This is a genomic window from Pseudomonas sp. GW821-FHT07F05, from assembly GCF_059418765.1.
The window spans coordinates 72892-86231 of record NZ_JBWKQL010000001.1 but is presented as its reverse complement, the minus strand read 5'-3'; the positions used below and the strand labels follow the sequence as shown (position 1 = coordinate 86231).

10 protein-coding genes and 1 pseudogene are annotated in these 13340 nt (G+C 60.0%); 6 read left to right on the top strand and 5 right to left on the bottom strand.

The window, feature by feature from the left end:
• Nucleotides 1-82: 82 nt before the first annotated feature.
• Complete coding sequence (locus AC07RO_RS00445) at nucleotides 83-565, bottom strand: glutathione peroxidase (RefSeq protein WP_495085030.1); 483 nt, start codon at nucleotides 563-565, stop codon at nucleotides 83-85.
• Between the two features lie 114 nt (nucleotides 566-679).
• Nucleotides 680-1165, bottom strand: coding sequence for an FKBP-type peptidyl-prolyl cis-trans isomerase (locus AC07RO_RS00440; protein ID WP_074884740.1), 486 nt, complete (start codon nucleotides 1163-1165; stop codon nucleotides 680-682).
• Here AC07RO_RS00440 and AC07RO_RS00435 point away from each other — a divergent pair.
• The 3 genes and pseudogenes from AC07RO_RS00435 (at nucleotide 1134) to yihG (ending at nucleotide 4665) form a co-directional block, all read left to right on the top strand.
• Nucleotides 1134-1495, top strand: a pseudogene (locus tag AC07RO_RS00435) (DUF3565 domain-containing protein). The gene AC07RO_RS00440 and the pseudogene AC07RO_RS00435 sit on opposite strands and share 32 nt — an antisense overlap.
• 94 nt (nucleotides 1496-1589) lie before the next feature.
• A complete protein-coding gene (gene pta, locus AC07RO_RS00430; RefSeq protein ID WP_495085029.1) occupies nucleotides 1590-3683 on the top strand; it encodes a phosphate acetyltransferase in 2094 nt (697 codons plus the stop codon).
• An 82-nt stretch (nucleotides 3684-3765) separates the two neighbouring features.
• Nucleotides 3766-4665, top strand: coding sequence for a 1-acylglycerol-3-phosphate O-acyltransferase, YihG family (yihG, locus tag AC07RO_RS00425; RefSeq protein ID WP_495085028.1), 900 nt, complete (start codon nucleotides 3766-3768; stop codon nucleotides 4663-4665).
• A gap of 67 nt (nucleotides 4666-4732) precedes the next feature.
• On the opposite strand, the gene AC07RO_RS00420 is transcribed toward yihG, so the two are convergent.
• Entirely contained in the window at nucleotides 4733-5434 is a 702-nt protein-coding gene (locus AC07RO_RS00420) for a YiaD family glycine zipper/OmpA-like lipoprotein (protein ID WP_192171876.1), read from the bottom strand.
• Between the two features lie 424 nt (nucleotides 5435-5858).
• Between AC07RO_RS00420 and AC07RO_RS00415 the strand changes: the two genes are divergently transcribed.
• On the top strand, nucleotides 5859-7058 hold the full coding sequence (locus tag AC07RO_RS00415; RefSeq protein ID WP_282371938.1) for a cyclic di-GMP phosphodiesterase: 1200 nt from the start codon (nucleotides 5859-5861) through the stop codon (nucleotides 7056-7058).
• Between the two features lie 33 nt (nucleotides 7059-7091).
• On the opposite strand, the gene AC07RO_RS00410 is transcribed toward AC07RO_RS00415, so the two are convergent.
• Both AC07RO_RS00410 and AC07RO_RS00405 read right to left on the bottom strand, forming a co-directional pair.
• Nucleotides 7092-7382 (bottom strand): helix-turn-helix domain-containing protein, encoded by a 291-nt coding sequence (locus AC07RO_RS00410; protein ID WP_192171878.1) that lies wholly within the window; start codon nucleotides 7380-7382, stop codon nucleotides 7092-7094.
• Between the two features lie 173 nt (nucleotides 7383-7555).
• Nucleotides 7556-10327 carry a winged helix-turn-helix domain-containing protein gene (locus tag AC07RO_RS00405; protein ID WP_495085027.1) on the bottom strand — a complete coding sequence of 924 codons (2772 nt, stop codon included), beginning with the start codon at nucleotides 10325-10327 and terminating at the stop codon, nucleotides 7556-7558.
• Nucleotides 10328-10560: 233 nt separating this feature from the next.
• Between AC07RO_RS00405 and AC07RO_RS00400 the strand changes: the two genes are divergently transcribed.
• Both AC07RO_RS00400 and AC07RO_RS00395 read left to right on the top strand, forming a co-directional pair.
• Nucleotides 10561-10758, top strand: coding sequence for a hypothetical protein (locus tag AC07RO_RS00400; RefSeq protein WP_495085026.1), 198 nt, complete (start codon nucleotides 10561-10563; stop codon nucleotides 10756-10758).
• Complete coding sequence (locus tag AC07RO_RS00395) at nucleotides 10755-13340, top strand: DUF8812 domain-containing protein (protein ID WP_495085025.1); 2586 nt, start codon at nucleotides 10755-10757, stop codon at nucleotides 13338-13340. Before AC07RO_RS00400 ends, AC07RO_RS00395 begins: the two co-directional genes overlap by 4 nt.

The following is a 13340-nucleotide window of genomic DNA, read 5'->3' as shown; positions in this document are numbered from 1 at the left end:
AGAATGAGCCGAAGCACGGGGGATACGAAGCACTATTGACTGGAGTGATTAAGGCTCAAAAGAAGGACGGCGAATTGAAATATTAGGGCAGTGCCTTCTCGATCGCACTCACCACTTTGGCGTCATCCGGAAGCGTGCTTGGGGAGAAGCGGGCCAGAACGCGTCCATCCTTGCCGACAAGAAATTTCTCGAAATTCCAGGTGATGTCGCCGGGAAACTCGGCGCCTTCGCCCGCGAGCATTTGATACAGACGATGCCGGTGCGGTCCGTTGACTTCAAGCTTGTCCCCCAGGGGAAAGGTCACGCCGTAGTTCAGCGAGCAGAACGCCTGAATCTCTTCCTGACTACCAGGCTCCTGGCCGGCGAACTGATTGCACGGCAGCCCGAGGACGCGGAAGCCTTGGTCTTTGTACTTCTGATACAGGGTTTCCAGCGCAGCGTATTGCGGCGTCAGGCCACACTTTGACGCGACGTTGACCACCAGAACCACTTTGCCCTTGAGCGGGGCGAGGGGCAGCTCCTGGCCATCCAGAGCCTTCAACTTCAGCTCGTGAAATACACTCATGACGACTCCCCTAGAAACCCTTGGCCGAAAAAGGCGCCCTGTCAGACCGCAAAAACAAACGTTTTCACAAGACCGCGAGGACGCCTGGCCAGCTCACTCAGCTTAGCAGGACAATCAGTGGTGATGACCACCTTCGCCGTGCACGTGACCGTGGGCCATTTCTTCTTCGCTTGCATCACGGATGGCAACGATCTTCACATCGAAGTTCAAGCGTTGACCGGCCAGCGGGTGGTTACCGTCGACAGTGACGTCATCGCCGTCCAGATCGCGGATGGTCACGATCTGCATCTGGCCGTCCGGCGCAGAGGCGTGGAACTGCATGCCGACTTCCAGTTCGTCGACGCCTTCGAACATGCTGCGATTGAGGGTGCTGACCAGCTCGGCGGAGTATTCGCCGTACGCATCTTCAGGCTCGATGGCCACTTTCAGTTCGTCGCCGACTTCCTTGCCATCCAGCGCCTTTTCCAGACCCGGGATGATATTGCCTGCACCTTGCAGGTAAACCAGCGGCGCGCCGCCGGCAGAACTGTCGATGACCTCACCAGCGTCATTGGTCAGGGTATAGTCGATGGAGACAGCCTTGTTGGCGGCGATCGGCATGGGGCGAGACCTTTTGCAAATAGATATGAGCGGCCAAGTCTAACCAAGCACTCGCGCGAAAGCGAACGCAACTCAGACGGACGGCCCCGATTGGAATCCCCGAACGCCCCCTCCCCCCATTCGATCATTACCGGCTTTGCTCAGGACCCGGACGGTCACTGGGTGGTCATGCTGTCCTGCGGTCACACCCAGCATTTGCGTCACGACCCGCCCTGGCAATCCCGCGCCTGGGTGCTCGATCCCGCGCAGCGCCAGGCGAAAATCGGTCAGTCCTTTCACTGCGGCTGGTGCGCGTCGGGGTCAGATAACGATAACCTTGGGCCCCGTTGAGACGCTGCGACTGAACAGCGTCCTGGTTTATCCGGTCCGATGGCTGAATTCATAGCGCCATGACCCTTGCACTGCTCATTTTCGAGAAGCCCGCATGCAGACTTTCTTTATCGCGCCCACAGATTTTGGTGTGGGCCTGACGTCCATCAGCCTGGGGCTGGTGCGCACCCTGGAGCGCGCCGGGCTCAAGGTCGGTTTTTTCAAGCCGATCGCCCAGCCTCATCCCGGGGATCTGGGCCCGGAGCGTTCGACTGAATTGATCGCCCGCACCCACGGCCTCAAGCCGCCCAAGCCGTTGGGGTTGGCCCACGTCGAACGCATGCTCGGCGAAGGCCAGCTTGACGAGCTGCTGGAAGAAATCATAAAGCTGTATCAGGAAGCCTCGATCGGCCGTGATGTGTTGATCGTCGAAGGCATGGTCCCGACCCGCAGCGCCAGCTATGCCGCGCGGGTCAACCTGCACATGGCCAAGGCGCTGGATGCGGAAGTCATTCTCGTGTCCGCCCCGGAAAACGAAGTGCTGACCGAGCTTTCCGGCCGCGTCGAGCTGCAGGCGCAGATGTTCGGCGGCCCGAAAGACCCGAAGGTGCTTGGCGTGATCCTCAACAAAGTGCGCACCGACGAGAGCATGGAAGCCTTCTCGGCGCGGCTCAAGGAACACTCGCCGCTGTTGCGCAGCGGTGATTTCCGTTTACTTGGCTGCATCCCGTTTCAGGCCGACCTCAACGCCCCGCGCACCCGCGACGTCGCCGATCTGCTCGGCGCGCAAGTGATCAATGCCGGCGATTACGAACAGCGGCGCATGTCGAAGATCATCATCTGCGCCCGCACGGTGCTCAACACGCTGCAACTGCTCAAACCGGGCGTGCTGGTCGTTACTCCGGGGGATCGCGATGACATCATTCTGGCCGTGAGCCTGGCAACGCTGAACGGCGTGCCGTTGGCCGGGCTGCTGCTGACCAGCGACACCCTGCCCGATCCGCGCATCATGGATCTGTGCCGAGGCGCGTTGCAGGCCGGGTTGCCGGTGCTGTCGGTGAGCACCGGTTCGTACGACACCGCGACGCAGCTCAATCAGCTGAACAAGGAAATCCCGATTGATGACCGCGAACGCGCGGAGATCATCACGGATTTCGTCGCCAGCCACCTCGACGCCAATTGGCTGCATCAGCGCTGTGGCACCCCGCGCGAAATGCGCTTGTCGCCAGCGGTGTTCCGCTACCAACTGATCCAGCGCGCCCAGGCGGCGAACAAACGCATCGTGCTGCCCGAAGGCGCCGAGCCATTGACCGTGCAAGCGGCGGCGATTTGTCAGGCCCGGGGCATTGCCCGCTGCGTGCTGCTGGCCAAGCCCGAGGAAGTGAATGCCGTCGCGCGCGCCCACGGCATCGACTTGCCGCCGGGCCTGGAGATTCTCGATCCGGACCAGATCCGCGAGCGCTATGTCGCGCCGATGGTGGATTTGCGCCGCAGCAAAAACCTCAATGCGCCCATGGCCGAGCAGCAACTGGAGGACCCGGTGGTGATCGGCACCATGATGCTGGCCCTCGACGAAGTGGACGGACTGGTGTCGGGGGTGATCCATTCGACCGCCAACACCATTCGGCCTGCCCTGCAGCTGATCAAGACCGCACCCGGTTGCACCCTCGTTTCATCGGTGTTCTTCATGCTATTTCCGGAGCAGGTGCTGGTGTACGGCGACTGCATCATGAACCCGCACCCGACCGCCACCGAGCTGGCGGAAATCGCCGTGCAGAGCGCGGATTCGGCCGTGGCGTTCGGCCTGTCACCGCGGGTGGCGATGATCAGCTATTCAAGCGGCAATTCGGCCAGCGGCGAGGAAGTGGAAAAGGTCCGCGAAGCCACGCAACTGGCGCGTGAGACCCAGCGCGGTCTGTTGATCGACGGGCCATTGCAATACGATGCCGCCGCCAACGAACACGTCGCCCGACAATTGGCGCCGGACAGCCCGGTGGCGGGTCGCGCGAATGTGTTCGTGTTTCCGGATTTGAATACGGGTAACACGACCTACAAAGCGGTGCAGCGTAGTGCGGACTGCGTGAGCCTCGGTCCGATGCTGCAAGGCCTGCGCAAGCCGGTCAATGACCTGCCGCGGGGCGCTCAGGTTGACGACATCGTCTACACCATTGCACTGACAGCCATCCAGGCGGCCACCTTGCCGGAATAACATTGCGCTGCAATATCCATTGCCCACAATAACCCCGCCGGAACCCACCGGCGGCTGACTGAAACCCCGGAGTTCGATTCACATGGATTTCCTGCCCGCCCCTTTGCGTGGCGTCATCGCCTCGTTGCTGTTGGCGCTCAACACGATTCTCTGCTGCACGCCGCTGTTCGTCGTTGCCATCTTCAAACTGTGCCTGCCCTTCCCGGCCGCGCAGAAGGTCACCGACTGGCTGATGAGCCACATCCACGAAGCGTGGATCAGCAACAACAACGCCTGGATGGATGTGCTTGGTCACACCCGATGGCACCTGAGCGGGCTGGAAAGCCTGGACTATCAGCACTCGTACCTGGTGACGAGCAATCACCAGAGCTGGGTCGACATCATGGTGCTGCAGTACGTGCTGAACCGACGCATTCGCCCGCTCAAGTTCTTCCTCAAGCAAGAGCTGATCTGGGTGCCGGTGATTGGCCTTGCCTGGTGGGCGCTAGGCTTTCCGTTCATGAAGCGCTACAGCAAGGCGTATCTGGCCAAGCATCCGGAAAAGAAAGGCAAGGACCTGGCCACCACCCGCCGCACCTGTGCGAAGTTTCGCAACAACCCGGTCGGCATTTTCAACTTCGTCGAAGGCACGCGCTTCACCAAAGCCAAGCACGCACAGCAGAATTCACCGTTCCGTTACCTGTTGAAGCCTAAGGCAGGCGGCATTGCTTTCGTGCTGGATGCCATGGGCGAGCAGCTGGAATCCATCGTCAACGTGACCATTCATTACCCGGCTGGTCGGCCAGGGTATTGGGACTTGCTCTGCGGGAACGTGCGCGAAGTCGTCGCGCATTTTGAAGAAGTGCAGATCCCGCCGCAGTTCATTGGCAAGAGCTACGACCAGGACGATGCCTACCGCCTGGAGTTTCAGCAGTGGATCAACCGGCTGTGGGAAGACAAGGACACGTTGCTCGCGCAGATGCATGAACGTTACCCGGGCTAAGCGTCCGTAGGTCCAAACGCAAAAACCCCGGCTCACTGGCCGGGGTTTCTGGTTTCACGTCACGCGGTTATTGCTGCTGTTGGTACTGCTGACCAGGAATCGGCTTGAGATTGACCTCGACGCGGCGGTTCTGGGCACGGCCGTTGACGTCGGCGTTGCTGGCGATCGGCGAATCAGGACCGGCACCGCGCACCGACAGGTGAGCTGCGTCAACGCCTTGAGAAGTCAGGTAGGTCGCCACGCTTTGGGCGCGCTGCTGCGACAGGTCCATGTTGTGCTGGCGACTGCCGGTGCTGTCGGTGTAGCCGACGATTTCAATCATGTTCTGGTTGTACTGCTTCAGCGAGCCGGCCAGGTTGTTCAACGGCGCATAGAAGCTGCTGGCGATGGCAGACGAGTCGGTGGCGAAGGTGATGTTGCCCGGCATCACCAGCTTGATGTTGTCGCCCTCACGCTGAACTTCAACACCGGTGTTGGCCATGCTGGCGCGCAGTGCAGCTTCCTGCTTGTCGGCGTAGTAGCCGTAACCGGCAGATGCCGCGCCTGCCACGGCAGCGCCAATCAGCGCACCTTTGCCACGGTTGTTGTGATCGATGGCAGCACCGGCGACGGCGCCGGCCAATGCACCCAGACCGCCGTACTTGGCGGTCTTGCTCATCCCGCCGGAGTTCTGCGCCTGCCCCTGATTGTCGTATGGATTCTGCGTCGCGCAGCCGGAAAGCACGGTCAGTGCGGTGGCAGCGATGATCAAACGGCGAAAGGTCAACATCAAGGAGAGCTCCTGTTTTGCTTTTCTACGGCCAAACATAAAGGCCGACGATTTGGGCAATTAGAGCACGGTCCCCGTCAAAAATTCCTTAACGCGGCCTGAACCGCCAGTGCACGGCCAAGGGCAGCGATTCTTTAATATAAAAAGCAAATATTTATATGCATTTTGAACATGCTGTTCATCGCATTTATTCGATGCGTGATTCGTCAAACAACGCCAATAATCTATGCAAGCTACTGATTAGGTTTGATATTTATCTATCAGGAGTGTAATTCCCACAACATTCAAGGGAGTTTCATTTCCCCAGCGCTTTCCTATACTGGCCATGCGCAAGTACAGGAAAGCGCAGTGATGAAGCAAAGAACAAAGATCGCTCTCACTTTCAGGCAAGGCAGCGCTGTATTCACGCGCAAGAGCTGACTCTATGCTAAGAAAAATCCCCGTTTCCGACCTCACGCTGGGCATGTACATCCACGAGTTCTGCCGCCCACGGATTAACGATCCCTTCTGGACTGCCCACGTCGAGCGCGAACTCAGCGACGACGCGGTGTTGCGGCACATTCAGGCATCGACCCGTGAGGTCTGGATTGACACTCGCCTTGGCAAAAGCCCTGCCGACAGCTCGCCAGCGGATCAGACCTCCCCCGAATGTCCCGACCCTGCCGAAACAGCGCCCTGCAGCCTTGAGCTGGAACTGGCCCGCGCGCGCCTGATTTGCGGGCGCGCGAAAGCGGCAGTGATGACCATGTTCAGCGATGCCCGGATGGGCCGGGCAATGAATACCGAAGACGTCGATCTGCTGGTTGAAGAAATTTCCACGTCCGTCATGCGCCATCCCCACGCGCTCATCAGCCTGTCGCGCCTGAAAACGACGGATGAGTACACCTACATGCATTCGGTGGCGGTGTGCGCATTGATGGTCGCGCTCGCGCGGCAGATGGATCTGGATGAGGATCAAGTGCGTGAAGCCGGCGTTGCGGGGCTGATGCATGATGTCGGCAAAATGATGATCGACTCGGCCATTCTCAATAAGCCCGATCGTCTCACCTACGAAGAATACGAGGTCATGAAGCATCATCCGCAGGCCGGGCTGGAAATCCTCCAGGGCTGCGAGCGGGTCACCCGACTGGTGATGGACGTGTGCCTGCATCACCACGAAAAGGTCGACGGAAGCGGTTATCCCCACGGCCTGAAGGGCGATGAGATCAGCCTGCTGGCGAAAATGGGCGCTATTTGTGACGTGTATGACGCGGTGACCTCAGACCGGCCCTACAAGAAGGGCTGGGATGCCGCGCATTCGGTTCGCGAAATGGCGTCCTGGAAAGGCCACTTCGATGCGAAGGTGTTCCAGCACTTCGTCAAAACCGTTGGTATCTATCCCGTCGGCGCGCTGGTTCGCCTGAAAAGCGAGCGCCTGGGCGTGGTGGTCGAGCAGGATGAACAGTCCCTGCTGCACCCGAAAGTGAAAGTTTTCCTGTCCACCCGGACCCGAATGCCCTTCGAGCCGCAAGTCATCAACCTCGCGTGCCCCACGGTACGAGACGGCATCCTGAAGTTCGAACTGGCTGAGGAGTGGGGCCTGCTGGACGTGGCCAGCATGTGGGCCGGTCAGCCCGCTGCTTGAGCCTGCCGTCGGGCTGATCGGTGCGATTACGCCTTAGAGACTGGTTCCCGCCGGCCGGCGTCGCAATGGAATAATGCCGACCTGCATACCAAAGGGCCTGAACACGGCGTTGAGGGTTTGCACCGTCGGATTACCCTCGTCCTGCTCGATCTGGCGCAGTGTGCGCAACGAGATTTTGCACATGCTCGCGAACTGCTCCTGGCGCAGTCCTGTGATTTCGGTCCGCAGCCGTTTGACGGCAGCGCCCATGGAAACGGTCCCCTCCAACAACTGATCCCGAAGCTCGTCAAGGATGATGCCGCGCTGGCGGATCTCGTCGTTCATAGCAGGCTGATCGCGTCGTGCCATCGTCCCGACAGGTAGAGTTGGAGGGTCAGCTGCATCACGGGCTGCTCGGCAATTTAATGCCTAAACATTAGGACTGAAGCGCTGAAAAGGCAATTAAATGCCTAAAATTGACCTTTTCTAGCATAAATCGGCATTTAAATACCGACCGATCAGCCCAGCAATCCCAACTCTTGTGCCCGGGCCACTGCTTGAGTGCGTCGCTCAACACCCAGCTTGCTGTTGATATGGCTGGCGTGGGTTTTAACGGTGTGCAGGGAAATGAACAAGCGTTCGCTGATCTCCTGATTGGAGCAGCCTTGCGCGATCAGCTGCAGCACGCTGAGTTCTCGCGCGCTGAGGTGGTCGCCGCCATTGCCGCTGATGCAGGTGGACGGCTCGCTGGCCATGCGCAAGCAAGGCAGCCCCTGGCCAGGCGCAGCTTCAGGAAGTTGCCGAAGCAGGTAATCGACCAGCCGGCATGAGGGTCGTTTGTGCAGTTGCTCACGCAGCCAGTCGGGATGACCACGGATCAGGCGCTGGAAGGGCAGAACCGCACCACCCGTGGCGAGCTGAAGGCTCTGTTGAAAAAGCTCATCGGCCTCAGGCCCGCGTGATGTGTCGAGTAACAACAGGATGTGCTGACTCAGCGCATTGAGGCCGAGCAGTCCTGCGCCGATTCGCTGGGCATACTCCACCAGACCGTGCAGCCGCATCATCGCCTCTTCGGTGCGGCCCTGAATATGATCAAGAACCGCCCGCAGCGTTTCGATCTGCTGAGGCAGTTGCGGCGAACATTCCGGGGCAGCGGCGGGTTGGTTGCCGCCGTAAGTCTGCCCCAGTCGCAGGAGCCACGCGTCGGCCAGGTCGATACGGCCCTGGGCCAGCCACAGCTCGCATTTGGCGAGGGTGATCATTGCCAGGTAATAAACCGGCGGCACGTCCCAGATGTGCATCAACCGCTCGGCCTCGGCCAGCTCGGCGAAGGCTTCGGCGTAACGCCCTTCGCGCCCTTCCATTCCGGCAATCACGCAGTGGCCGATCAGTACGCTGATGTCACGGCAGGCGCGTGCCTCGGCCAGCCCGGCAGTCAAGCGCTCGCGCCCCGCCTCCGGTTGAAGGAACTGCACCAGCAAATAGCCTTCGTACAACGTCAGGCGCGCGCGCACCGCGTACAGTTTTTGTGAAGACAGGCCATTCAAACGTCGCAAGCCCTGGCGCACTTCCTCCATCGAGCGGAGTGTTTCGCCACGGGCCTGCAAGGTGCGAGCGCGGTCGTAGTGCGCCAGCGCTTCAAACAATGGATTGGCCACCCGCTGCGCCAGCTCAAGGGCGTCACGGTTCAACGCACGGGCGCGCCATAAATCTCCATCGGCGATGGCCAGATTCGCCAGGGTCGACAGGCATAGCAAACGCTGGCCATATCGCTTTAGTGGGAGACTGACCAACGCTTCACTGCAATAGCGCCGGGCCGTTTCACTGTCGCCGCGGCCTCGGGCGATGATCCCGCTCAGCGCCAGCCACTGAGCCAGCATCGAATTTTGCGCGGTCGCGGAAGGCGCCGGCAGAAATCGACTGAGGTGATTGCCCAACTCCTCGGCCGCGTCCAGCTGACACGCCAGGCCCAGCGCCCAGGCGTACAGCACGATCAAACGCGGCGTGCTGACCAGCAGGCTGTCGGGCAAGTCCATTTTCCAGCGCAGCAGCATGCCGACGTTTTGCTCGGCGAGCAGTTGTTCCTCGGAGAGGTTCTGCACCAGATTGGCCGCCACATCCAGATGCCCCGCGCGCAACGCCTGTTCAATGGCTTCGTCGAGCAACCCTTGGTCGCTGAACCAGCGGCAGGCATTCAGATGCACGCGTCTTTGTTGCGGCGTGACACTGGGCCCGGCGCGCGCGCGCAGCAGATCCGAGAACAAATGGTGATAGCGAAACCAGCGACCGTGCTCGTCCAGCGGGACGAGAAACACCTGATGCGCTTGCAGGTAAGCGAGCATTTCGTCGCTGTCGTGACTGTCGCGCGCGGCGTTGCACAGGGCACCGCCAAAACGCTCCAGACAGGCCGTTTCATAGAGAAAGACCTGAACGTCGGCCGGCAGGCAATCGATGACCTCTTCGAGAAGGTAATCCCGGATCAGCCCTTCCCCGCCGTTGAGCCCTTGGGTCAGCGCACTACTGCCCGCTTCGTTGGCCGCCAGCAGCCAGAATCGCAGGCCGGCCACCCATCCCTCGCTGCGTTGCAGCAAGGCGTGCAGTGCTTCCTCACTCAAGCCATTGCGCTGTTGATCCAGCACCGCCAGCGACTCGTCGTCGGTCAGCCGCAGGTCCTGCTCGGACAATTCCAGCAATTGACGCGACAGCCGCAGACGCGCCAGGTGCCAGTTCGGCCTCTGCCGGCTGGTGACCATGATGTTCATGCCCGCAGGCAGATGATTAAGGAGAAATTGCAGGCAGCGATCCAGCACGGGGCCCTGCACCAAGTGGTAGTCGTCAAGCACCAGCAGCAGCGGTTTGCTCAACATCAGGTGCATTGCCAGCTCGTCCAGTAAACCGTCCAGCCACTCTTCGAAGGCAAAGGGCTGGTGCCGCTGACGCATTTTCAGAAGGCCGAGCGCCTGGCCGCCGAGCTGAGGAAAAAATTGCTGGAGACCGCAAAGAAGACGTTCGAGAAACCGACCCGGGTCGCTGTCCCGGTGGCTCAGACCCAGCCAGAGGTTCTGCCACTGATCGGGCAGGCTCTCGCAGAACTCCACCGCCAGTGAGCTTTTACCGAAACCGGCCGGGGCACTGATCAACAACAGGCGCCCAGACAGACCCGCACTCAACCGCTCGCACAATCGAGGTCTCGATACATAACCCTCAGGCAGTGGCGGACGGAAGAAACGGCCTTCCAACGCAGTGACTGCGTGATTTGCGAATCCTTGCAAACGCGACAGATCAGTCATGGCCGGCTCTTGTTGGAGTGCTTGTTGTTCGGCGTTCAGATGTCGGGAGACTAGCGGCTATGCCGTGCCTTTTGAACATTGTTAGACGAAAGACTGTAAGAAAACGTATCCAATCAACAGGGCGAATGTTGGTTTATATGTCTGGGGAGGTACACGGTCCTACATCCGCTGCAGTGTAGTGGGCCAGCGCATCTCCATCCTCGACGATTGCCTCGTGTGGGACCCATCCGCAAATGCGCGTGGAAATCTCCTGTTCGTATTTCCCCCTCTGGAACCGCGCGCTGGAATTCGCCATCGTGCGCACCAAATCTGGCCTTGTCGTAGCGCGAGGTTCGGATGCATCGGTCGAACAGGACGTTGACCGGGACCTCGCCGACAGAGCGGCAGCTTTGCTGGCTTATCTCGTGGAAAAGCAGGAGCCACCTCCATGACACGATTGTTCGCACCACGCCACGCGCTTGATGACTTACAGCAGCCTATGCTGCCGACACCCGACACATTGCCGCCTCATCCATCCACCGGCGTAGAGTCAAACAACGACTCACTGATACCGGTCCAAAACTGGAGCCATCCCTTCCGCGACAAACGCGATGCGCTCCAGCAACTGACCCACTTGGCAAACGCCGCAAGCGGCAGCTATCCCCTCGGCAGCAGCGGGCTCTGGCATGGCGGTGTGCATTTTGATGCGGGAACGGCGGGCACGCTGGACCAGTCGAGCGTGCACTGCATCGCGGACGGTGAAGTGGTGGCCTATCGCATTGATGAGCAGTCGCCTGACACGACGTATTTCGTTAATAAACAGCTCGTTTCAAAGCCGTTCTCGCGTAATTTCGTGCTGGTGCGACACCGCTTGCAGCCGCCTGCCATCAAGGGCAGCACGGACACGCCGCCGAGTCTGATTATTTACAGTCTCTACATGCATTTGCGGGATTGGGCGGCGTACGAAAAAGACTCGGCTGTCGTCAGGCCAGGATTCTGGAAATCCGGATCGACCCTTCAGGTTCGCGTCGACGTTAACGACATCCATGGGGACTACCCCGGGCAACGCGGACTGAACGTGCGCAACAAGGCGAGCAAGGGCGCGATCATCGGCTGGCTGCCGCGTGGTGCGGAAGTCCAGGTCAGCGGCGAAGGCACTTATCGCAAGCTTGAAAACACCCCCGGCCCCGATCACCTGAAAGACGCCAGCGGTGCGTTGCGAGGTTATGTCTGCGCCGACTTCCTGCGACCCCTGGCGGGCGAGCAGCGTCGGGTCGTTTCCGAGACGCCCCTGAACGTCCGTGCTCAGCCAATGGTTCGCAAAGGCAACGAGATCGGCACGCTATATCCAGGCACCGAGGTGACGGTCAGTGGCACAGGCCGGTTTCGCAAGCTGGAGCGGGTCAATCAATACGTGCACTTCGCTTCGTTGCAGAGCGGCGCGGTCGAGCCGGAAGCGCGGGGCAGCGTTGTCGTTCTGGATAAGCCGGTTGCGATCAAGGCCGGTGAACTGATCGGGCACATGGGCCGATATCACGAAGGCGCCGTCGATTACCCGGAGAATCGTCTGCACCTGGAGGTGTTCAGCGCGGGCGACGTGAAAACGTTCCTGCGCCTGAGCCGCCTTTGGGCAGACAAACTGCCCGCCAGCAGCAGGACCTGGCTGAAGCTCGTCAAAGGCACTCGCGTAATCGCGCATCAGGGCACGTTCAGCAGCAAAAAACCGCCGACGTTGAAAGCGGCTGGCCACCTCAGCGCCGCGCAATTGTTGCTCCCTAAAAGCCTGATCGACGGCTTGCCGGCCGAACGAAAAATCGCTGTACCTGCCAGTGGCGACAGCAAAGCGTGTAACTGGTATCGCCTGGATGGGCTGCTGCACGACGCCGACAACAACCTGCTCGACGGTTGGGTGCGTGAAGAAGTGGGCGTGACGCCGTGGCTCAGTCCTTGGTCGTGGGAAGGCTACGAGACCCTCGCCGACTACGATTCGCCGCGGAGCATGCTCGCCTCTTTTATGCGTGCATCAGGCCGGTTCAACGAGGACGAGATCACCCGCCATGGCGCGGCGGCTGACAAGGCCGACCAACGCCCGATCAAAAAGCGCCTGTTCGACATCATTGACCGCAACCGTGACGACAAGCTCAGCGGCAGCGAGATACAAGCCGCACTGAGATTGCCAGCCCACGCGCAGTCGATTTCGCAGTTGATAGTTCGCTACCAAAGCGAATGGCATCACGTCCCGGGCAAGTGGGATGCGCTGGACGACTTGCTGGGGCACGGCGGCTCGACGCCTAACCTGAACTGGTTGGCGGAGAAGGAGCGGATCAAGGCGATGAGTTGGTGGGCAGAGGTGGCCGGACGGCTTGGGTTGCCTGTAGATGGGAAGGTGCACCATCTGCATCCGGTGGGGTTGTTAGGTTGGTTGTGCTCCGAGGAGCCGCGTAAGGATTTAGTAGTAGAGCGAGGACAAGTCACTTTCGACGCCGAAGGGAACGACAATCCATCAAGCTATTACTTTAGCCGACAGTTGCATTGGCCAGGCGGTGCCTCGGGCGTCACCCTTGGGCGCGGTTACGACATGCGCCACAGGACAAAAGCATCCGTGTGTGCAGACCTGATGCAGGCGGGTCTGGATGTGGAGACATCCCGAAAATTCTCGCAGGGTGCCGAGCTCTTCAGTGACGCCGCTCGTGACTTTGTGACGGCGAACAAGGCTGCATATGGGGTTATTTCCACACGTTCACAGCGCGTTTTGTTCGAGACGGTGGTCTACCCCCGGTATGCAATCGCCGCTCAGCAGCAATACGAGTCAGTTGCAGCGCCGGGTACTCCACTATGGGAGGATCTTGATAGTCGGGTAAGAGATATTGCCGTGGATTTGACTTACCAGCAGGGCAGCATTTGGAAACGGCAACTGCCACACATTTCAGCTAACGATAAACAACGTCTCGCAAACTACATTGAAAGCACTCCAGAGCTCTTGAGATATGAGCGAGGGCGAAATCGTGCGCGTTACTTAAGAGCTGGAGACTGA